At 27.8% G+C, this 21,844-nt stretch carries 19 protein-coding genes and 1 tRNA gene; 15 read left to right on the top strand and 5 right to left on the bottom strand.

The window, feature by feature from the left end:
* Positions 1-112 precede the first annotated feature (112 nt).
* From Q0G30_RS07325 to Q0G30_RS07300, 6 genes are all read left to right on the top strand, one after another.
* Positions 113-187 (top strand) — tRNA-Asn (locus Q0G30_RS07325).
* 114 nt (positions 188-301) lie between these two features.
* A complete protein-coding gene (gene trkA, locus Q0G30_RS07320; RefSeq protein WP_294388403.1) occupies positions 302-1,666 on the top strand; it encodes a Trk system potassium transporter TrkA in 1,365 nt (454 codons plus the stop codon).
* Positions 1,666-3,114, top strand: coding sequence for a TrkH family potassium uptake protein (locus Q0G30_RS07315; RefSeq protein ID WP_294388400.1), 1,449 nt, complete (start codon positions 1,666-1,668; stop codon positions 3,112-3,114). The genes trkA and Q0G30_RS07315 overlap by 1 nt, the downstream gene beginning before the upstream one ends.
* A 205-nt stretch (positions 3,115-3,319) precedes the next feature.
* Entirely contained in the window at positions 3,320-4,699 is a 1,380-nt protein-coding gene (locus Q0G30_RS07310) for a TldD/PmbA family protein (RefSeq protein WP_291655870.1), read from the top strand.
* 11 nt (positions 4,700-4,710) lie between these two features.
* A complete protein-coding gene (locus Q0G30_RS07305; protein ID WP_294388395.1) occupies positions 4,711-6,069 on the top strand; it encodes a TldD/PmbA family protein in 1,359 nt (452 codons plus the stop codon).
* Positions 6,062-6,994: an NAD(P)/FAD-dependent oxidoreductase gene (locus tag Q0G30_RS07300; RefSeq protein ID WP_294388393.1), complete on the top strand. Its 933-nt coding sequence runs from the start codon at positions 6,062-6,064 to the stop codon at positions 6,992-6,994. The genes Q0G30_RS07305 and Q0G30_RS07300 overlap by 8 nt, the downstream gene beginning before the upstream one ends.
* 34 nt (positions 6,995-7,028) lie before the next feature.
* On the opposite strand, the gene Q0G30_RS07295 is transcribed toward Q0G30_RS07300, so the two are convergent.
* Both Q0G30_RS07295 and Q0G30_RS07290 read right to left on the bottom strand, forming a co-directional pair.
* Positions 7,029-7,598, bottom strand: coding sequence for a GDSL-type esterase/lipase family protein (locus Q0G30_RS07295; protein WP_294388391.1), 570 nt, complete (start codon positions 7,596-7,598; stop codon positions 7,029-7,031).
* A 13-nt stretch (positions 7,599-7,611) separates the two neighbouring features.
* Positions 7,612-8,253 carry a RusA family crossover junction endodeoxyribonuclease gene (locus Q0G30_RS07290; RefSeq protein ID WP_294388388.1) on the bottom strand — a complete coding sequence of 214 codons (642 nt, stop codon included), beginning with the start codon at positions 8,251-8,253 and terminating at the stop codon, positions 7,612-7,614.
* Positions 8,254-8,567: 314 nt separating this feature from the next.
* Here Q0G30_RS07290 and tsaD point away from each other — a divergent pair, with 314 nt between their 5' ends.
* The 3 genes from tsaD (at position 8,568) to Q0G30_RS07275 (ending at position 12,026) form a co-directional block, all read left to right on the top strand.
* Positions 8,568-9,584, top strand: a complete 1,017-nt coding sequence (gene tsaD, locus Q0G30_RS07285) for a tRNA (adenosine(37)-N6)-threonylcarbamoyltransferase complex transferase subunit TsaD (RefSeq protein WP_195469646.1) — start codon at positions 8,568-8,570, stop codon at positions 9,582-9,584.
* 107 nt (positions 9,585-9,691) lie between these two features.
* Positions 9,692-10,702, top strand: coding sequence for an alpha/beta hydrolase (locus tag Q0G30_RS07280; RefSeq protein ID WP_195469645.1), 1,011 nt, complete (start codon positions 9,692-9,694; stop codon positions 10,700-10,702).
* Between the two features lie 112 nt (positions 10,703-10,814).
* The gene (locus tag Q0G30_RS07275; RefSeq protein WP_294388382.1) at positions 10,815-12,026 is read left to right on the top strand and encodes a trypsin-like peptidase domain-containing protein; all 1,212 of its coding nucleotides are present in this window, start codon (positions 10,815-10,817) and stop codon (positions 12,024-12,026) included.
* A gap of 37 nt (positions 12,027-12,063) precedes the next feature.
* Here the strand turns inward: Q0G30_RS07275 and Q0G30_RS07270 are convergent, their stop codons facing one another.
* Positions 12,064-13,194: a glycosyltransferase family 1 protein gene (locus tag Q0G30_RS07270; protein ID WP_294388380.1), complete on the bottom strand. Its 1,131-nt coding sequence runs from the start codon at positions 13,192-13,194 to the stop codon at positions 12,064-12,066.
* A 125-nt stretch (positions 13,195-13,319) separates the two neighbouring features.
* Between Q0G30_RS07270 and Q0G30_RS07265 the strand changes: the two genes are divergently transcribed.
* The 3 genes from Q0G30_RS07265 to Q0G30_RS07255 are packed head-to-tail and all read left to right on the top strand — an operon-like array spanning position 13,320 to position 16,120.
* The gene (locus tag Q0G30_RS07265; RefSeq protein WP_294388377.1) at positions 13,320-14,315 is read left to right on the top strand and encodes a CotS family spore coat protein; all 996 of its coding nucleotides are present in this window, start codon (positions 13,320-13,322) and stop codon (positions 14,313-14,315) included.
* Positions 14,316-14,331: 16 nt separating this feature from the next.
* Positions 14,332-15,072, top strand: coding sequence for a hypothetical protein (locus Q0G30_RS07260; RefSeq protein ID WP_294388375.1), 741 nt, complete (start codon positions 14,332-14,334; stop codon positions 15,070-15,072).
* A gap of 13 nt (positions 15,073-15,085) precedes the next feature.
* Complete coding sequence (locus Q0G30_RS07255; protein ID WP_294388373.1) at positions 15,086-16,120, top strand: CotS family spore coat protein; 1,035 nt, start codon at positions 15,086-15,088, stop codon at positions 16,118-16,120.
* A gap of 72 nt (positions 16,121-16,192) precedes the next feature.
* On the opposite strand, the gene Q0G30_RS07250 is transcribed toward Q0G30_RS07255, so the two are convergent.
* Positions 16,193-17,311, bottom strand: a complete 1,119-nt coding sequence (locus Q0G30_RS07250) for a glycosyltransferase family 1 protein (protein ID WP_294388370.1) — start codon at positions 17,309-17,311, stop codon at positions 16,193-16,195.
* Between the two features lie 104 nt (positions 17,312-17,415).
* Here Q0G30_RS07250 and Q0G30_RS07245 point away from each other — a divergent pair, with 104 nt between their 5' ends.
* Positions 17,416-18,417 (top strand): CotS family spore coat protein, encoded by a 1,002-nt coding sequence (locus tag Q0G30_RS07245; RefSeq protein WP_294388369.1) that lies wholly within the window; start codon positions 17,416-17,418, stop codon positions 18,415-18,417.
* Between the two features lie 41 nt (positions 18,418-18,458).
* Here Q0G30_RS07245 and yabG read toward each other — a convergent pair whose 3' ends face one another.
* The gene (gene yabG / locus Q0G30_RS07240; RefSeq protein WP_294388366.1) at positions 18,459-19,346 is read right to left on the bottom strand and encodes a sporulation peptidase YabG; all 888 of its coding nucleotides are present in this window, start codon (positions 19,344-19,346) and stop codon (positions 18,459-18,461) included.
* A gap of 247 nt (positions 19,347-19,593) precedes the next feature.
* Between yabG and Q0G30_RS07235 the strand changes: the two genes are divergently transcribed.
* Complete coding sequence (locus Q0G30_RS07235; RefSeq protein WP_294388364.1) at positions 19,594-19,830, top strand: Veg family protein; 237 nt, start codon at positions 19,594-19,596, stop codon at positions 19,828-19,830.
* A gap of 425 nt (positions 19,831-20,255) precedes the next feature.
* A complete protein-coding gene (locus Q0G30_RS07230; RefSeq protein ID WP_294388362.1) occupies positions 20,256-21,824 on the top strand; it encodes an SPOCS domain-containing protein in 1,569 nt (522 codons plus the stop codon).
* Positions 21,825-21,844: the final 20 nt, after the last annotated feature.

Genomic DNA, 21,844 nt, shown 5'->3' with positions numbered 1-21,844 from the left:
GTGTAAGTGCGGTAACGTATGTAGCTGACTGATACTAATAGGTCGAGGGCTTGACCAATAAATATAAAATAATTCATATGCAATTTTCAGAGAATAAATTCTCTTACAATAATCCGCGATAGCTCAATGGTGGAGCACTCGGCTGTTAACCGATAGGCTGGAGGTTCGAGTCCTCTTCGCGGAGCCAATTAAAGCTAGAATTGAATTCTAGCTTTATTTTTTTACAATAAATTGCGTTTATTGTATACTTAGGATTAACACACAATAAAAATAATATTATTACTAATAAGGGGTAAAAGACATGGAAGTTATAATTATTGGAGCTGGTAAAGTAGGATATACCTTAGCTAAATTTCTTTCTAATGAAGGAGATGATATAACTGTAATTGATAATAATATGGAAGCTTTAAACTCAATTATAGAAAAATTAGATGTAATGGGTGTTAAGGGAAATGGAACTAGTTTAAAAGTACTTCATGAGGCTGGAATAAGTAAATCTGATTTAGTAATATCAGTTACTGGAAGCGATGAAGTAAATATGTTATGTTCACTAGCAGCAAAAAAATTAGGAGCAAAGTATACAATTGCTAGAGTAAGAGGACCACAGTATTCTGAAGAGATATTAATGTTAAAGGATGAATTAGGTATAGATTTAGTGATAAATCCTGAAAAGGAAGCAGCATTAGAAATAGCTAAATTAATAAAGTTCCCATCTGTAAGAAGTGTAGATACATTTGCTCATGGAAAAGTTGATTTAGTTGGATTTACTATAGTTGATAATGATGGATTAGATGGATATGCAATTTGTGATATTAAATATATTAAAGATTCAATATTAATTACTGGAGTTGAGAGAGATGGAAATATACATATACCAACTGGTGATTTTATATTACGTAAGGATGATAAGGTATATGTAATAGGAGAACATAAAAAGATAGAAACTTTCTTTAAAAAACTAGGAAAGTTCCAAGATAAAATAAGAAATCCATTAATAATAGGTGGAGGAAGAATTACACATTATTTAGTTAATATAATAAATAAAATAGGAGTTACATCTAAAATAGTAGAATTTGATATAGATAAATGTATTGAGTTAAATGAAACATTACCAGAGGCAATTGTAATTAATGGTGATGGAACAGATCACGAACTACTTTTATCAGAAAATCTTCAAGATGCTGATGCATTTATAGCATTAACTGGAAGAGATGAAGAAAATATAATTACGTCTTTATTTGCAATGAATAATAATGTGAAAAATGTAATAACTAAGATTACTAGATTTAATTATAATGTTATAGCAAAAAATGTAGGAATAGATACAATAATTAGTCCTAAGGCTATAACAGCAAATAAGATATTAAGATATATACGTTTCTTGAAGAATAAAAATAAATGCTGTATAGAAAGAATCTATAAAATCTTTGATGAACAAGCTGAAGCGGTTGAATTTTTAATTAAGGAAGATATTAAATTCCTAAATAAGAAATTAAAAGATGTTAATATTAAGAGTGATGTAATAGTGGCTACAATAGTTAGAGATGACAAAATAATAATTCCATCTGGAGATGATAAAATAGAACTTGGAGATAGAGTTATTATAATAACTAAAAGAGATAAGATAGTAGATATAAATCATATAGTTTCTGGAGGAAGTAAATAATGAATTTTCCAGCTGTATTAAATATAATAGGTCATGTTATAAAATATGAGCTATTACTATTAATAATTCCATTTTTAGTAGCACTTTATTACGGTCAAGGAGATGCCAGTGCATTCTTATATACTATATTAATAATGATTCCTATATATATAGTACTTACAAGAATTAAGGGGAAGAATAAAGCTATATATACGAAAGAAGGTTTTGTTACAGTAGGATTAGCATGGATAGCAATTTCTTTCTTTGGGGCATTACCTTTTATATTTAGTGGTACTATACCATCTATAATAGATGCATTTTTTGAGACTTCATCTGGATTTACTACTACTGGGGCATCTATATTAACTGAAGTTCAAAGCTTACCTAAGGGTATATTATTCTGGAGAAGTTTTACTCATTGGGTAGGAGGAATGGGATTCCTTATATTTATTTTAGCTTTAATGCCATCATTTAATGGTAACACTATACATCTTTTAAAGGCAGAGAGCCCAGGACCAACTCCAGGCAAAATAGTTCCTAAGATAAAGCAAACAGCAAAGATATTATATGCAATTTATTTTGTATTAACAGTTATTCAAACAATATTATTAAAAATTGCAGGTATGTCTTGGTATGACTCCATTTTACACGCATTAGGAACTGCTGGAACTGGTGGATTTTCAAATATGAATGCTAGCGTAGCTGCATTTAATAATCCTGCAGTAGAATGGATTATTACTATATTTATGCTTTTATTTGGGGTAAATTTTGTGTTATACTTCCAACTTATAAGAGGAAATATAAAAGCATTCTTTAAGAGTGAGGAGTTAAAATGGTATCTGATAGCTGTATTGGGATCAATTGTTATTATAGCAGTTAATATAATACCTTTTAATTCAGGAAATATAGGGCAATCTGTAAGAGATTCTGCATTTCAAGTAGCATCAGTTGTAACAACTACAGGATATGCAACGACTGATTTTAATTTATGGCCAACTCTTAGTAAGATGATTTTAGTTATGCTTATGTTTATGGGAGCAATGGCAGGATCAACAGGCGGTGGAATCAAAACTATAAGAATAGTAATAATTTTCAAAGCTATAAGAAGAGAAATAGATAAGATATTACATCCTAGAAGAATTAAAAGTGTAAAAATCGATGGAAATGTTGTTAATGAGGAAACTATATCAGGAGTATTTTTATTTATATTTGCATATATAATTATATCATTAATTGCAATATTTATAATATCATTTGATAACTTTGATGTTACTACTACTGTTACATCAGTAATAGCTACCTTAAGTAATATTGGACCAGGATTAGAATTAGTGGGTCCTACAGGAAATTATGCTGCATTTTCAGATTTAAGCAAAATAGTTTTATCATTCTGTATGTTAGCAGGTAGACTTGAAATATATCCAATGTTAATATTATTTAGTCCATCACTTTGGAAAAAAAAATATTAATATTTAAAAATTAATTATAAAATTTAATAGAAGTTATTTTAAGTACAAAAAATGAAGTCAGCTTATGCTGGCTTTATTTTTTTTATAATAAGATAAGTGAAATATAAATTTATAGTAAATAATAGAAGATATGATATATAATTAAATATAGTTAAAGGTAGTCTAGAATAAATTTATAGTCTAGATAAAAAAGGAGGAATTATTTATGTTATCTCGTGAAGTAGCAGAGAGGGTACTTGGCAGATGTTTAATAACTGGTGGGGATTTTGCAGAAATATTTGAGGAAGATACTTTAAATAACTCTATTAGTATATTAAATGGAAAGGTTGAGAATTCTGTAGGTGGAAGAACTTATGGAATAGGAATTAGAATATTTAAGGGATTAAAAAGTGTATATGCTTATACAAATAATAATAGCTTAACTTCACTTCTAAATGTTGCACAAAAGGCAGCACTTGCATTAGGTGAATTAAAAGAAGATAAGATGATAGTCTTAAATGCAACAAACACTGTTAATTTTAATCCAATACTACTTGCACCATCATCAATTGAAATTAATAAAAAAATTGGTGTTATGAAAGTTGCTTATAATGCTGCAAAGGATTATCATGATGAAATAGTCCAAGTTGGAGTTGGATATGTTGATAAAGAGCAAAATGTTTTAATTGCAAATACAGAGGGATTATATACAGAAGATAAGAGAGTAAGAACAAGACTTACTATAAATGCTATAGCTTCTGCTAATGGAGAAAATCAAACAGGCTTTGAAGGTCCTGGTAGGCATATGGGATTTGAAATGTTTAAAGAAATTGATCCGGAGTATTACGGAAAAGAAGCGGCAAAGCAAGCATATACAATGTTACATGCTAAAAATTGTCCAGCTGGTAGAATGACAGTTGCTATTGATAATGGATTTGGTGGGGTTATATTCCATGAAGCATGTGGACATTCATTAGAAGCAACTGCTGTAGCTAAAGGTAACTCTGTATTTACTGGAAAATTGGGTCAACAAATAGCATCTACTAAAGTAACAGCTATTGATGATGGAACTATTCCTAATGCTTGGGGATCATTAAATATAGATGACGAAGGAAATAAAACACAGAAAAATATTCTTATAGAAAATGGAGTATTAAAATCTTATATGATTGATAAATTAAATGGTCGTAGAATGGGTATGGCTTCTACTGGTAGTGGAAGAAGACAAAGTTATAAATTTGCACCTACATCTAGAATGACTAATACCTATATAGCTAATGGAGATGATAATCCAGAAGATATAATTAAATCTATTAGTGATGGTTTATATGCTAAAAAAATGGGTGGAGGATCTGTTAATCCTGTTACTGGGGAGTTTAACTTTGCTGTATCAGAAGGATATTTAGTTAAGAATGGTGTTATCCAAGAGCCAGTTAGAGGTGCTAGCTTAATAGGAAAAGGTAGCGAAATATTAATGGATATAGACATGGTTGGAAATAATATGACACAAGGACAAGGAATGTGTGGGTCATCATCAGGAAGTATTGCAACTAATGTAGGGCAACCTATGATTAGAGTAAAAGAAATAACTGTAGGTGGAAGATAGGAGGGGAGAATATGGAATTAGATTTATTTGTAAAAGAGTTATTTAAAAAAGCTAGTGAATCTGGATTTTCAGAGTATGAGGTTTATTACGTAGATAGAGAAAGTTTAAGTATAAGTGTATATAAAAGTGAGGTTGAGAAATATAATCTTAATAATTCAGCTGGATTATCCTTTAGAGGAAAATTTGGTGATAGAATAGGTTATTCTTATACAGAAATATTAGATGAAGATGCTATAGAAATGCTTGTAAATAAGGCAAAGGAAAATGTTTTAGCAATTGAAAATGAAGATGTTCAATTTATTTATGATGGAGATAAGGAATATAAGGAAGTTAGTACTTATTATCAAGCATTAGAAAATGTTCCAGCAGATAAATTAATAAAAATTGCATTAGATATGGAAGGTGAAGCTAAAAGATATTCAGATAAGGTGGAAAGTTTTAGTGGATGTGCAGTATCTTATAGTTCAGGAAAATATGGAATTATAAATTCGAAGGGATTAAATTTACACAACAAATCTAATATATTAACAGCATATGTTGTTCCAATTATTAAAGATGGAGATAATATGTATGATGGCTTTGGATATGTAGTTGCAAAATCATTAGATGAAGTTAATGCGTTTGAAATTGCTAAAATGGGAGTAGATGAAGCATTAAGTAAAATTGGAGGAACTTCAGTACCATCAGGAAATTATAAAGTCATTATAAATAGTGATGCTATGGTATCTCTTATTTCCACATTTGCAGGAGTATTTAGTGGGGATGCAGTTCAAAAGGGGTTAAGCCTTTTAAAGGGAAAAGAGGGAGAAAGTATTGCTTCAAATATAGTAAATTTAGTTGATGATCCACATTTGGAGAATGGATTAGCATCAGTTGGATTTGATGATGAAGGAGTAGCAACAACAAAAACTTATTTAATAAAGGATGGTAAATTAGAAAATTTACTTCATAATTTAAAGACTGCTAATAAAGCAGGAGTTAAATCTACGGGAAATGGATTTAAATCTTCATATGCTTCACCTATTTCAGTATCACCAACCAATATGTATATAGAGCCAGGGGTTAACTCATTAGAGGAAATGACTAAAAGGATAGATAAAGGATTAATAATTACAGATTTTGCAGGTTTACATTCGGGAGCAAACTCTATAACAGGAGATTTTTCATTAGCAGCAAAGGGCTTTTATATAGAAAACGGAGTTAAAACTAAGCCGGTAGAGCAAATAACAGTAGCAGGAAACTTCTTTACTTTATTAAATGATATTGAAGAAATAGGAAGGGACTTAAAGTTCCCTATGAGTAGTGTAGGTAGTCCAAGTATTTTAGTAAAGGAACTTTCCATTGCCGGAGAGGGGTCAAAAAATGAATAAATATGACTTGATTATAGTTGGTTCAGGCGCTTCAGGGCTTTCTGCTGGAATTTCAGCTTTAAAATCTGGAATTAAAAATGTTTTAATTTTAGAAAAAGAAGATGTATTGGGTGGAAATTTAAATTTATTTATTAATAATGGATTTGGAGAATATTACTTAAATGATATTGTTACTGGGCCAGAGCTTGGCAGTATTTTGATAAGGGATTATATAGAATTAGGTGGACAATATAAGGTTAATACTAGAGTTCTTGAAATAAATAGGGATAAGGTTATAACATATGTTAATCCTAATGAAGGTATACAAGAAGTTGAGTCAAAGGCAATAATTTTAGCTGCTGGATGTAGAGAAAAATATACAGGTAATATTATGATACCTATTCATAAGTTTACAGGAATTTTTACTACTGGTTCTGCACATAGATTAGTTAACTATAGCGGATATCTTCCGGGTAAAGAAGTTATAATTATAGGAGATGATATTTGGACCCTTGTTTTGGCAAGAAGATTAGTAGTTGAAGGTGCTACTTTAAAAGGTATAGTTACAGAAAGAAAATGCTTTAATAGAGATGAATTAGATATTGTTAATGGATTTAATATTCCAATAATATATACAAGTGAAGTAATTGAAATTGAAGGTGAAGAAAGAGTAAATTTAGCTAAGGTTAGAAATATTGAAACAGAAGAAGTTACTTCCATTGAATGTGATTCTTTAATTTTATCTGTAGGATATTTACCAGATAATGATTTTATAAGAAAAATGAGTCTTATGACTGATGGAGACAGAGTTTATAGTGAAAATAATCAAACCTCTGTTGAAGGTATTTTTATAACAGGAACTATGGAGAAAGGAATAAAAGATTTATTCAAAAGTGGAGAAAATGGATTCAAGGTAGGAAAACAAGTAGCTGAGTATTTAAAGTAAAACAACTAATATCTTAACTAAATTGCTAGGCAATTTAGTTAAGATATTTTTTAGCTGTTTCAAACAATAAATTTTGACCTTCAGGATTAAAATGAATTCCATCAAGATATAAATTAGATAATTGATTTGTGTTTTCTGTTACTGAATAAAAATCTATGTAATTTAAAGAGTAAGAATCGCAAATATTCAATAATTCATTACGTAATAAAGGTAAACTTTTTTTACAATAATCATAAGCATCACATTTCATGAAAAGCTTGTTAGCCATTTCAGAAATAATATTAGGTGGAATTCCTATGTATATCTCTATATTGTTTAATAAGGCTTCTTTAACCATTATTTCAATATTGTCAACAATAGAAGTTACAGGCCTATTAGAAAGTAAATCATTTGTTCCAGCCATTAAAAATAGAATATTAGGGGAATTATCAATAACATCTCTTTGAAATCTAAGAAGCATGTCTGTAGATGTACTTCCATTTACGCCTTTATTATATATATCTAAGTCATAAGTATTTTTAAGTTTATTAACCCAATTATCTTTAGGATTAACACCATATCCGAATATTAAACTATCCCCAAAAAATATATATTTATTTTTCATAATTACTACCTCCTTAAAATAATTTATTAAAACAATTTTTACAAATAAGAGTTTTTCCTTTATCAGCTTTTATATAATTATTATCTTTTAAAATACTACTGCAAATAGAACATTTATTTATTAATTTATTAGAATTATCAATGCTTTCTATTGATTTTTGTGGTTTTGAGGATTTTGCGGTAGAATTTATTGATTTCTTTAATGAAGAATATAGTCTTTTTTCATCTGGAGATTCCTTTGGAGTAATGGAATATGAAACAGAAAATTCACTTTCACCGAATAGCTCTAATTCAAATCGAGGATTTTCTTTATCATAGAATTCTTCTACTATTATTCTTCGAATTTGAGCATCATTAACTATTAATCCGCTTTTTTCAATACCATCAAATATACTTTTAGTTATATTAGCGGTATCAGGATGTCTTTTTTCACTCTTATAATAAACTTTTAATACTGCAATAAGAGATTCATAAAATACTATATCAGGATTTTGACTTCTTGCATGATAGGCTATTTCTTCTTCATATAATGCATACTTATCATGAGATTTTCCTGTATTATAGGGTAATATTGCTCTTCCATCTTTATTATGTAATTTAAAATTCGATTTAGTTATAGGCGATCCTAAAACTATTATTTTTGCATAAGCTTTCATATATTGTCTCTCCCAATAATATTAAGAATAAAATAATATAAGATAAAATGATAATGGTAATAATTATCATAGTAAGGGTTAAAATAATAAGAAATTATTAAGAAATCTTTAAAAATTGATAAAATGAAATAAAAAATAGTGAATAAAAATTTTTAAAAGTATATAATACTCATAAGTATATAATATAAATTATAATATTATATTTAAACTATACATGAGCAAATTTATATTAACAAGTAATAGTTTGATTATGTTTTATGATTACGTTATAATACATTTTGGTGTTATATAGTAAAAAGAAGAGGTAAAAATAGATGGAAAATAAATATATTTTAGCTATAGAATCAAGCTGTGATGAAACTTCAGCAGCAGTTGTTGTTAATGGAAGAGAAGTATTATCTAATGTAATTGCTTCTCAAATAGATACTCATAAAAAATACGGGGGTGTAGTACCTGAAGTAGCTTCAAGAATGCATATTGAAGCTATTAGTGGAGTAGTTGAAGAAGCTCTTGAAGAGGCTAATATTACTTTAGATAAAATTGATGCAATAGGTGTTACATATGGTCCAGGATTAGTAGGAGCATTACTAGTTGGGCTACAATTTGCAAAAGGATTATCATTTGCTACTAAAAAACCTTTAATAGGGGTTAACCATATTGAGGGACATATTTGTGCTAATTACATACAACATAAAGAATTAAAACCACCATTTGTATCTTTAGTAGTATCAGGAGGTCATACATTTATAGTACATGTTAAAAATTATGGAGAGTATGAAGTAATAGGTCAAACTAGAGATGACGCAGCTGGAGAAGCTTATGATAAGGTTGCAAGAGCGTTAGGGTTAGGATATCCAGGAGGACCTAAAATAGATAAGTTAGCAAAGGAAGGAAATCCAAGGGCTATAGTATTCCCAAAAGCTAACTTCCATGAAGAAACTTTAGACTTTTCATTTAGTGGAGTGAAGTCAGCTGTCCTTAATTATTTAAATAAATGTAAAATGCAAAATATTGAGGTAAATAAAGCTGATGTTGCAGCATCATTCCAATATGCAGTTATAGATGTGTTAAAAGAAAATGTATTATCAACTTGTAAGAAGAGAAATGTAAAAACAATTGCTATTGCAGGAGGTGTTGCATCTAATTCAAGTTTAAGAGAGACCCTTATTAAAGAGGCTTCAAAAAGGGGAATAGAAGTATTATTCCCAGCACCAATTTTATGTACAGATAATGCTGCTATGATTGGAAGTGCGGCTTATTTTAATTTTATTAATGGGAAGATTAGTGATTTAAACTTAAATGCAAAACCTAATTTAAAATTAAATAGTTAATATTATAATTTAGATTTGCATAAAATAAATTTATGTAATTTCAAAATCTTAATTATAAATTATAGTAATATTTATTGTATATAAGAAAGTATGGGGAGAGAAATAAAATGAAATTTTTGCCGTATTCAAATGGGGTACGATCAGTAAATATGAAGAGGCAAAGAAGTCCCAAAGATAAATTTAAAATAATTTCTGGGATAATTGTCATAATAATAATTATTGGAATTGTTACTCAAAATGTAGTTGACTTTATTGATGGGGAAAGATTAAAAAAAAGAGTTAATTATACTACTGTAGATGATTTAAGATTAGATTATAGAATTGAAGGGGAAGGTAGTTATACAATTATCTTTGATGGAGATATTGGTGCTACTTTAGAGGAATGGACTCCTATAGTAGAAGAGTTAAAGAAAAATGATAATGTTAAAACTTTCGTTTACAATAGACAGGGGTACGGATATAGTGATGGATCATCAGGAAGAACACCTGAAGAACAAGCTAGAGACTTGAAAATTTTATTAAGAAAGGCCGGATTATCAGGACCATATATAATAGTTGGAGAGGGATATGGTTCGCTTGTTCTAACAAGTTTTGCAAAACAGTTTAAGGATTCAGTAGCTGCTGCAATAATGATAGATCCTATTAATGAACAGGAAGTACAAACTAAAGAATATAAAAGAAGTCAAAGTATCACTAAGCTTAGAAGAAACATTGAAAGAATTGGATCAAAATGTGGTTTAACAATGCTTCTGGACAAGCTGAATTTAGATGTTAATTTGAAGGATTATGAATCTGGGCTTTTAGAGAGTAATTTAGATGAGTTCTTAACATTGAGAACTAAATCGAACTATACAAGTGCGGTATATCATGAGTTAAATAATGTTCTTAAGGGAGAAAGCAATAGTCAAGTTGATGGGGTATTTAGTGATATTCCATATTATTTACTTACTAAAAATGAAGATGATCCATTAAGAAGTTTAGGAAGTGATGATTTAACTACGGTATATACAACTAGCTGTGATAAAGGTTTCTTAGCATTAAATGATAAAGAAAATGTTTTAAATGCTATAAGGCAAACAGTTAAGAAGTTGAAAGCTATAGATGAACAGAAAAAATAGTTAAAAGCAGACATCAATTTATTGATGTCTGTTTTTTACATTGTCATATATTTGACACAATGACTGGTTATATTATAAATATAGAATAAATGAAAAAAGGAGTCGGTTATATATGGATAATGAGAATATTTATGATGCAGCTTATAGCGAAACACAAGTAATTGAGGAAAATGAGACAAAACATAATTTTAATCAAGAGCAAAAAAAGGAAAAAAGGAAAAAAAGAAAAAATGGAAATGGAATGGCTAAATATATAGCGTTAGCACTTATATGCTCTCTATGCGGCGGAGTTGTTGGCTCTGGAATTACTTATTTTGTAGCAGATAAGAACGGAGGAGGAAATAATAGTTCTAGTAATACTGTAATTACAGATCCAGTTTCATTTGCAACAGATAACACGGCATTATCTGCAGCTGATATATATAAGAAAGTAGCTCCTGCAGTAGTTATGGTATCTACAAAATCAATTCAAAGTGTAAATGGATGGTTCCAACAAGAAACAGAAGGAATGGGATCAGGGTTTATAATAAATACAGATGGATATATTTTAACAAATTATCATGTTATAGATGGTGCAAAGGAAGTTACTGTAACATTAAGCGATGGACGAGAAGTGACAGCTTCAGTAGTAAACTATGATGCAGATCAAGACGTAGCTATGATAAAATTAAATGAAAATGTAGAGGTTCCTGGTGTTGTAGAATTAGGTAATTCTGATGCATTACAACCAGGTGAAGAAGTATTAGCAATCGGAAATCCATTATCTAAGGAATTATCATCTACATTAACAAAAGGTATAGTAAGTGCATTAAATAGAAGTGTTGAGACAGGCTCAGGAGTTAGCACAAATTTAATACAAACAGATACAGCTATTAATTCAGGTAACAGTGGTGGTCCATTAATAAATACTAAAGGTGAAGTTATTGGTATAAATACATTAAAAGCAAGTGATGGAGCTGAAGGTATTGGATTTGCAATTCCTATTAATGATGTAAAAGATAAGATTGATTCATTATCAAAACCAATATTAAATTTAGGTGTATCAATAAGAGTTATAGATGAAAGTATGGCTAAGCAATTAAACATGGAACAAGGACTTTATATTGTTGAAGTTAACGAATTCTCCCCAGCAGAAAAAGCAGGATTAAAAGGCGGAGATTTAATAGTTAAGGCAGATGGAACAAGAATTAAGACATTTGAAGAATTACAAGAAATTAAGAATTCTAAGGAAGAGGGAGACAGTATAAATATTGAATTTATAAGAGATGGAAAAACTCAAAATACTACTATAACATTAACTTCCACTTCGACTACAATGAATTAGGTATAAAGGTTATGAAATTTTTCATAACCTTTATTTTTTACTTATTTATATTTTGAAATACATATTCATAGGCTTTTAAGGTATTAATAGCAGTATTTTGCCAGGTAAAATTTAAGCTATTATTATATCCTTTTTCAGCATATTCTTGTAATAGAGATTTTGAATTTAATAGATTAAGAATTGAAGAAGCTAATTCATCGTTGTCAAATGGATTTATCAATATAGCACAATCATTAGTTACCTCTGGAATAGAGGTTAAATTAGAAGTAATTACGGGAGTAGCACAACTCATAGCTTCAAGTGGGGGAAGTCCAAATCCTTCATATAAAGATGGATAAACAAAAACTTCAGCAGCATTATAAAATAAAGGTAGTTCATCATCGGGAACAAAGCCTGTAAATATAATTTTATCATCTATTAAAAGTTCTTTACATAAATTTTGAAGTTTAACACCTTCATCCCTTATTGAACCACATAGAACTAATTTATAATCCTTTTTTAATGATTTTTGAATTTTATTAAAAGCTATGATAAGTTCTTTTACATTTTTCCTTGTACTAAATCCTCCTATATATAATATAAATGGAGAATCAATACTATATTTATTTTTTATATATTCAATGCAATTAATTTTATTTAGCGGTTTATAACTTTTATTAGCAGCTAAAGGAGTAACAAAAATTTTTTCTTCATTAACGAAAGGAAAAAATTTAATTATATCTCTTTTAGAATATTCAGAAACAGTTAAGATTACTTTAGAATTACGTACTATTAAAGGCATATCTCTTAAAAATCTTTCAAGGTAGCCTCGTCCTACTGTTTCAGGTAGAATATAGGGAATTAGATCATGAATAGTTACTACTATGGGTGATGTATATAATTCATTTAATCCAATACCATTTTGAGGTATATGATGCATATCTATGTTATTTTCTTTTATATAGTTTGGATAGTAATAATTTTCATAAAAGGTACCGTGTTTTTTTGAAGTAAAAATAATTTTTGAATTGTCTTTTTTATAATTTTCATAATTTTCTCCAGTCCAGAAGATAGAATAATTATTTTTAGTATCTATATTAAGAAGTTCTCTAAGAAGATTTTCAGTATAAGTACCTATACCAGATCCTTTATATAAATTAATCCCCCTAGCATCTATTGAAAATTTCAAAGCGTAACGCCTCCTAAAAAACCTATAATATTATAAATATTATAAATAAGTAATTTATGTGATAGTAAACACAATGAAATATGTAATTTCATATAATGAATAGAATAAAACTTTAGGAGTTAGTTATGGATATAGAAAGTCTAAAAAACTCTATAGAATCTAATTATGAAATAAAAATAAAATCACTTGAAAAAGTTAAAAATAGTTATAAAGTGGAAACTGAAAATAAAGATTATGCAATAAAAATAATTAAATATGATTTTGCACATTTCTATTTTATTTTGTCTGCAATAAAACATCTACAAAGAAAAAATTTTAATAAAGTTCCTAATATATTAAAAAATAATAATGGTAAAGACTATGTACAATTAGGAAATAGCTATGCGTATCTAACAGAATGGGTACCATCTAGGGTAAGTAATTATAATAATCCAATCGAATTAGCAGCTATATCAAAAAAGCTTGGTGAGCTTCATGAATGTAGTTATGGGTTTACATTAAATAGAAATATGAATCCTAGGATAGGATGGTATTCTTGGATAAATGTTTTTGAAACACGATGTAATGAGATATTAGATTTTAGAAATAGAATATCTCAAAAAGCATATAAATCTAAATTTGATTATATTTACTTAGACAATATAGAAGCAGAAATAGAGAGAGGAAAAATTGCAATTAAGGGTCTTAAGGAAAGTAATTATATAAAAATAATGGATAAGGAAGTAATGAAAAGAGGATTTTGTCATCATGATTTTGCCCATCATAATATTTTAGTTGATGAAAATGGTGAATTTAATGTAATAGACTTTGATTACTGTATTTTAGATACTCATTTGCATGATGTATCTTCTTTACTAATTAGGGCGATGAAAGATGGCAAATGGAGTAAAGAAAAAGCAAATTTAATTTTAAATAATTATTGCAAAAGTAACAGTATATATGATGAAGAATTAAAATTAATACGAGATTTTATTAGATTTCCACAAGTGTTTTGGCAAGTTGGAATTCAGTATTATTGGGAACAACAACCTTGGGGAGAAGAATTTTTTATTGAGAAAATTAACAAATATCTAGAGGATATTGATTATAGAGAAGAGTTTTTAGAAGAGTATTTCAATTAAGGAGAGTGAATGCTGTTTGGATATACTAGAATTTTTAAATGGTAATGGAATTATTGTAGGGGAAGAAAATTTTTCCAAGGAAAATAAGAAGAAGTATATTTGGGATACAGAAAATCAAATATCTTTAATAATTGAAGTACAAAGAATTTTAAAAGGGAAAAAAACAAATATGATTCCTAGAATTGAAAGTTCTATAGGAAAAGAAGTAGAATCATTTATTGTTCAAACCAAAAGAATATTAAGAATGATAAGATCATTTGAAGAAAAATATAATAAATGTGACTTTGATTTATTTATTATAGAAGAAGGAAATAAGATACTAAATAGAGCTAATAAATCATTAAGTTCTTTAGATGAAGATGAGTACTTAAAAATAATAATAAGGAGTATGAATAATTATGATATATGCTTAGGACGAGTCGATGAAGGAAATTTAAAAAAAGAGGGATTAACAATTAATATAAGAACTATAAGATATATATCCTATAATATGATTGAACACGATTGTTATAACTATATAAAAAGGTTAAAAAAGAGAGGATATAAAGGAGATATTACTAAATTGATAAATGATTTTGCATATAAATCAAATTTAAATAGAGAAAGTATAGATTATATGACTGTATTATCTAATTATCCAATTGAATCAATTAAGACTTTATTAAAATTAAAAGAAGATAGAGACAGATTTAGTGATGAAGAATGGATAAATGAAATTCGTATTGCTCAAAAGATAGATGGTATTGAACTTTTATGAATGGAGGAGTGAAATGAATAAGTTTAGATATATAGATAAGAGAATATTGTGTAGCTATGATTTAAGCGAAGAGTTTTTTAATAAGCTTGGAATTAAGGTTTATGATATTATTCCATTAAGAAAAGTATTTGTTTTGTTTACGGACAATGGGAAAAAAATATTAAAAATTACTAAGTCATCATTAGATAGAATAAATTTCATAAATAAAATTTTAAATATAATCAAAGAAAAGGATAAGTATATACTTCAATATTGTGTAAATTCTACTGGAGATATAATTACAGAGTGGAAGGGGAAGTCATATATATTACTGGATATGATTGATGGCAGAGAAGCAACCTTTACAAATCCAATTGAGGTAGAATGGTGTACAAGGGCCTTAGCCAATTTTCATAATGCATCAACAAATATAACAGAAAAGTTAACGAAAGAGGATATAATATTAAACAAATCTAAAAATTTAATATATGAATTTTTAAATGATTTATGTTTTATTACAGAAGCAGAGAGAGTTATAGGTAGATTTAGTTATAAAAATGAATTTGATTCATTATTTTTAGGTAATGTTTCTAAGGCAAAAAATGATTTAAATAGAAGTATAAATTTATTAACGGAAAGTTCTTATAATGAACTTTATTCTGATATTAAAAATATGGTTATATGCCATTTAGATTTAGCACATCATAATTTTATAATAGATGAAGATAAGGTTAACATGATAGATTTCGATTACTGTAAGATAGATATTAAGGCAATGGATATATACAATTTTATTACAAAAGTAATAAAAAATTATGCTTATGATAAAGAAGTAATTAGTAAGATAATAAATGATTATAGTAGTATTTCGAATATATCAGATAATGAAAAGAGAGTAATATATGCAATGTTAAATTATCCAAGAGACTTTATTAATATTTCTAAGGATTATTATCTAAAACAAAAGGCGTGGGACTATGAAGTATTTTTGAGTAGATTTAAAGATAAGCTTGAAAATGATGCTTTTAGAAGTGATTTATTAAGAAATATAAATGAAAATTTAGAATAAATAAATACAATAAGAGTTATGCATTAGCATAACTCTTATTAAATATAAATAATAAAATATAATAGTAATAAATTAAAAATCAAGTATATTTCTGTATGCTTCTATAGTATTTAAAGCGGTATTTTTCCAAGAGTATTTATTACTAGTTAGTAATCCTCGCTCAATCATTGTTAGTTTTAAAAAGCTATCTGTTAATACACGTTCCATTGAATAAGATAATTCATTAACATCATTAGGATTGACTAATATTGCAGAGTTTTTACATACTTCTGGAACTGATGTAACATTAGAAGCGATTACAGGAGTACCACAAGCCATGGCTTCTAATGGAGGAAGTCCAAATCCTTCATAAAATGATGGATAAATTAGAAACTCACAGGCGTTATAAAATATAGGCAAATCTTCAAGTGGAATAAAATCTGTAAAAATTACAGAGTTACTGATTCCTAACTCTATAGCACGATTTTTATAACGTTCATAGGAAAGTCCCTTTTTACCTGTGATAACAATCTTTAAATCTTTTTTTAGATTATAGTTTAATAGAGAAAATGCTTCCATAATTCCAATAATATTTTTTCTAGGACTATATCCTCCAACGTATAATATAAAATTATTATTGATACGATATTTATCTTTTATTACACTTTTGCAATAAGATCTATCTATTGGCTTATAAATATCTTCAGCAGCTAAAGGGGTAACAAATATTTTTTCGAGTGGAAAATTAAATTCATTAGCGATATCTAATTTAGAAAACTCAGAAACTGTTATTATTCCATCGCAATTATTTAGTATTTTTGGCATTTCATCATTAAATATTCTTAGATAACGATCACTTACAGTTTCAGGCATTCTTAGTGGAATTATATCATGTAATGTAATAGTCTTAGGACAATTAATATTGTCTGAAAGGCCTACACCATTTTGAGGAACGTGATATAGTTCCATATTAAAGCTATCTAATAAATTAGGAACTTTTACATTATCCCAAAAGTTATTGTTAGATGAGTCTTGTGTGTATTCTATAGAAAAATTATTTCCAAGCTTTAAATCAGAACCTTTAGGAATGAAAGTAAGATACTGATTTGAATCATCATATTTGCTTAGATTAGTTATAAGCTGATAGGTATAGGTCCCTATACCAGTTCCCCTATACCATTTTGCGGCTCTTCCATCAATACCAATTTTCATGATTTAATCCTTTCAAAATAGTTATAATTTATTATATTATAATAAATAAAAAATGTTAATAAAACAGCGTATATATACATATAAATATAGAGGGGGTGAAGAATATGATGAGAGAATTTGAAATAGAGAGACAATTTCAAATAAAAATAGATATAATAAAAGCTAATAAGGGTATCTATTATTTAAAAACTAATAAAGGTGAGAGATGTCTTAAAAAAATAAATTATGGGCCACAAAAACTTTTATTTGTTTATGGAGCTAAAGAACATTTAATAAATAATGGATTTAACAATGTAGACAGATATTTTTTAAACATAGATGGCGAACCATATGCATTAGTAAATGAGGATTTATATACTCTGTCTGAATGGTTAGAAGGAAGAGAGTGTGATTTTCATAACATAGATGAAGTAAAAATAGCAGCAGCAACATTAGCAAAGCTACATGAAGCATCTAAGGGATACGACCCACCTGAAAATTCTAAACTAAAGAGTGATTTAGGAAGATGGCCAAGTCTTATGGAAAAGAGAATAAAATCACTAGATAAGATGAGAGATATGATTAGAAAAAAGAATAGGAAAAGTGATTTTGATTTATTGTATTTAAAATCAATGGATTTTTATAAAGAAATGGGAAAAAAGGCCCTAAATACATTAAAGTCATCAGAATACGATAAGTTATGTGAAAAAGCTGAAATTGAAAAGGGATTCTGCCATCATGATTATACTTATCATAATATTATACTTGGAAAAGATAATTCTGTTAGTGTAATAGATTTTGATTATTGTAAGAGAGAAATAAGAACTTTCGATATTTCAAACTTTATGATAAAAGTATTGAAGAGAAATAAATGGGATATGGAATTTGCAAAAGCTATAATAGATTCTTATAATGAGGTTTCTAAGCTAGAAGAGTGTGAATATAATGTATTATATGCTTATTTACAGTTTCCACAAAGATATTGGAGGTTAGCTAATAGATACTATTATAATGAGGTTAACTGGGGACAAAATACTTTTGATAGTAAATTAGAAAGTATAATAAATGAAAAAGATGAGTATCTTAAATTTTTAGATGATTTTAAAAATGAATATAATACGATTTAAAAGCCGGTCTTAAAAGCCGGCTTTTAAATTTTTAAAATATTTTAGATATATGGTGATTTAGGATATCCTTCTCTATATTTACCTCGAGTTTGCAAACCACCAATACCCTTTATTCCTGTAATAGTATTTTCAACTATATTCGTTATTGAAACAACAGAATCAATAGTTGTATAAGCAATCTTTTCACATACAAATACGGGGTCTAGGCAATGAATTAATACCCGGCTTGGAGAACTAGCAAAATTAGCTCCAGCATCTAATAAACATTCATAGCATGATTGACAGGCCCCTGCAAATATAACTAATTCATCATAGCTAGAATTATAATTTCTAAGAGCTTTAACAGCATCAATATAGTATTTCGAGTTTCTATAATTATCTAAATCTAAGTAATCATTACTTTCTTTTAGGACGCTATCATGTCCTGTTAATACAACTATATCAGGTTTAATTTCCTTGACTAAATTTACAACTTGATTAGCCTGATCCTTTTCTGAAATGGCACGGCCTACTGCATCTAATGAAAGTTGTTTATATACTTTTAAACATGTTTCTAGATAATCTTTATCTCCATCAATATGAAGTATTTTTCCAGGGCGACCAAACATTAAATCCTTATTGGGGTTATTTTTTTGACTTTTGCTGCTTCTAGACAATAAGCTAGAATTATTTTTACCAGATGATTTGGAACGAGTATTAACAGCTTTTTTAATAGCTTCGTTAACACGACTGTTTAATATTTTTTCCTTTTCTCCAATAAAGTCAACATCAACAGGCTCTAAGTCAGTCTCAGGTGAATCAGCAATTATTCTTATACTAATTCCTTTAAGGATATATATAGTTTTACCATCTACTTCTTTTATATCTATTATTTTAAAAGTTATATCTTTATCATAAGATTTTCTAACTACGGTATCACCTATTACCATTTTATTCTCCTAATAAATACATTACTACAATCTATAGTATGTTTGTTTATAAGTCTTTGCCCCAATATATATTAATAAATGAATAAAAAATAAGAAAAGATGCAATAATAATTAATAGATGCGATAAATGACATAAAAAAAGAAAAAGTTTACATTGACAATATTACTGGAAAATGTTAAAATATTTGAATTTATTTGACAAAACAGCTAAAAAGCTTTATAATAAAATTAGAAAGATGGTGGTCATATGGAAAATAATAGAACCTTAGCCAACATACGAAAAGATATTGAAAATCATGTAGGCGAAAAGGTAACACTAAAAGCTAATGGTGGAAGAAAGAAGATACTTGTAAATGATGGAGTAATTGAAAGTGTTCATCCTAGTATTTTTGTTGTAAGATTGGAAAGTGACACCCAAAGAACAGTAACTTATAGTTATTCAGACGTTTTGACTAAGACTGTATCGTTATATTATGCAGTATAAATAAGAGCTTCGAAAGATTTCGAAGCTCTTATTTATTTTATTAAAAATATTTTGAATTTATTTCTAAAAATTAACTTTTTATAATATATTTATAAAGAAATAAAAAAGAAAGATGGCGGGTATCCATCTTTCAACTATGGTATAAAAGGGTATTGAGAATTTATGAGAGGTTATATGGTCAATAACCATCTTTATAATATGACATATTTATAATAAAGTCAACAATTTATTTAAAAAAAAATAAAATTTTTTTTAAAATAGGCTAAAATTCGACAAAAATTGTATTGAAATGGAATAAAATAAAATAATTGTAAAATTGTTAGTAAATTTATTTTATAAAAATTAGTAAACAGTTAATACATATTAGAATAAATATATATTTAGAGAATATAAATTATAGTAGTTATACTATAGGGGGGGATATGATGTCTCAGATAGATATTGTTAAGGAAAGTATTCAAAACGAACAATTACTAAGAGAAAATGCCACAAATAATGTACTAAAGGGTGAATATTTAATAAAAGATTCTCATCCAGATGTATATCAAATATTAGGAATAGAAGCTAAAGCTACTATTACCAATAAAGAAACATTAGCAGATAAAATAATGATAGAAGGTCAAATAAATTATTCTGTTATCTATTTATCAGAGGATGAAAGTAAAGTAACAAGTATAAACTCAGTTAGTTTATCAGAAAAATTTGCAGACTATCTTGATCTTAATAATGAAGAACATAAAGTGATTTGTGAAGTCGAGTGCATAATAGAACATATTCAAGCTAGTATTATGAACGAACGTAAGATTGCTATTGATGGAATAAGAACAACTAAGTGGCAGCTTTATAAAGTAGAAGAATTTGAATTTGTTAAGGAAATTGAAGGTAGAGATGATATACAGGTTAAGAGAAAAAGTGAAGAAATAAATCAAATAAAATGTGAAAAAGACATAGAATTAATGGGAAAATCTATGCTTAAGGTAACAATGGATAAACCAGAAATCAATGAAATCTTAAAATGTTGTATGAATCTACACAAAAAAGAAGTTAAACTCGGGGATGGAAAAATATATTTTGGATGCTATTGTAAGATAGAGGTATTATGCAAAGGAAAAGATGAAAATGATATATTCTTATTACAAGATGATATTTACTTATCTAAGGAAGAGGAAGCTATTGGAGTAAATAGTGAAATGATGACATCTCATCAAATAGATATAGTAAATGTTGATAGTATTATAAATGCTGATGATTTAGGTGAAAATAGAGTTGTAAATGTTGAATTTATGATTAAAGGAACTATTAAAGTAATATCTAAAGACAGTATTGATGTAATTAAAGATGCTTATTCGCCAACTAAATCAATAGAGTTAACTAAGAAGAATTATGAAATAGGATTAGTTCACGGAATAATTACATCAGAATTAATAATAAAAGATAATCTATATCCTAAGGATGAAAATGATAAAATTGGATGTATAATATCTGCTACAGGATTTCCTGTTATAACAGATAAAACTGTAGAAGAAGATAAAATAAAAATTGAGGGTATTATAAAAACATCAGTTCTTTATAAAACAACAGATGATGATTGCAGAATAGACATGTGTAATGGAGAAATTCCATTTACATCAGTAATCGATTTAAAAGGTACAAAACCAGATATGGTTGCCTTATGTAAAGTTCATTTAGAAAACTTAGATGCCACTATTGAAGCTAATACAGTTGGCGTAAGAGCTACATTATCTGTATCAGTTAAGGTGTGTTATAAGGTTAATAAAGAGTTAATTGTTGATATTGTTGAAAGTGATGAAGAAAAGCAATGTAAAAAGGCTTCAGTAACAATATATGTAGTTAATATAGGTGATACACTTTGGGACTTAGCTAAGAAATATAATACTACAATGGATTCATTAATAGAAATTAATGAATTAGAAGGTCCAGAGGCATTAATTGAAGGTAAAAAGATAATAATACCAGGAAAATGTAAATTTTAATAACATTTAAAAACATAAAG

This window comes from uncultured Clostridium sp. (assembly GCF_934754925.1).
In the GTDB taxonomy this organism is placed as follows: Bacteria; Bacillota; Clostridia; order Clostridiales; family Clostridiaceae; genus Clostridium.
Note: the sequence above shows the minus strand (reverse complement) of the source record. Positions and strands in the feature narration are given on the sequence as shown.

Bases quoted from the DNA above. Each gene is read 5' to 3' on its own strand.
- yabG (WP_294388366.1), bottom strand. From the start codon at position 19,346: ATGGTAATAGGTGATACCGTAGTTAGAAAATCTTATGATAAAGATATA.
- Q0G30_RS07245 (WP_294388369.1), top strand. From the start codon at position 17,416: ATGATGAGAGAATTTGAAATAGAGAGACAATTTCAAATAAAAATAGAT.
- Q0G30_RS07310 (WP_291655870.1), top strand. From the start codon at position 3,320: ATGTTATCTCGTGAAGTAGCAGAGAGGGTACTTGGCAGATGTTTAATA.
- Q0G30_RS07315 (WP_294388400.1), top strand. From the start codon at position 1,666: ATGAATTTTCCAGCTGTATTAAATATAATAGGTCATGTTATAAAATAT.
- Q0G30_RS07295 (WP_294388391.1), bottom strand. From the start codon at position 7,598: ATGAAAAATAAATATATATTTTTTGGGGATAGTTTAATATTCGGATAT.
- Q0G30_RS07300 (WP_294388393.1), top strand. From the start codon at position 6,062: ATGAATAAATATGACTTGATTATAGTTGGTTCAGGCGCTTCAGGGCTT.
- Q0G30_RS07230 (WP_294388362.1), top strand. From the start codon at position 20,256: ATGTCTCAGATAGATATTGTTAAGGAAAGTATTCAAAACGAACAATTA.
- Q0G30_RS07255 (WP_294388373.1), top strand. From the start codon at position 15,086: ATGAATAAGTTTAGATATATAGATAAGAGAATATTGTGTAGCTATGAT.
- Q0G30_RS07305 (WP_294388395.1), top strand. From the start codon at position 4,711: ATGGAATTAGATTTATTTGTAAAAGAGTTATTTAAAAAAGCTAGTGAA.
- Q0G30_RS07280 (WP_195469645.1), top strand. From the start codon at position 9,692: ATGAAATTTTTGCCGTATTCAAATGGGGTACGATCAGTAAATATGAAG.
- tsaD (WP_195469646.1), top strand. From the start codon at position 8,568: ATGGAAAATAAATATATTTTAGCTATAGAATCAAGCTGTGATGAAACT.
- Q0G30_RS07290 (WP_294388388.1), bottom strand. From the start codon at position 8,253: ATGAAAGCTTATGCAAAAATAATAGTTTTAGGATCGCCTATAACTAAA.
- trkA (WP_294388403.1), top strand. From the start codon at position 302: ATGGAAGTTATAATTATTGGAGCTGGTAAAGTAGGATATACCTTAGCT.
- Q0G30_RS07235 (WP_294388364.1), top strand. From the start codon at position 19,594: ATGGAAAATAATAGAACCTTAGCCAACATACGAAAAGATATTGAAAAT.
- Q0G30_RS07250 (WP_294388370.1), bottom strand. From the start codon at position 17,311: ATGAAAATTGGTATTGATGGAAGAGCCGCAAAATGGTATAGGGGAACT.
- Q0G30_RS07275 (WP_294388382.1), top strand. From the start codon at position 10,815: ATGGATAATGAGAATATTTATGATGCAGCTTATAGCGAAACACAAGTA.
- Q0G30_RS07265 (WP_294388377.1), top strand. From the start codon at position 13,320: ATGGATATAGAAAGTCTAAAAAACTCTATAGAATCTAATTATGAAATA.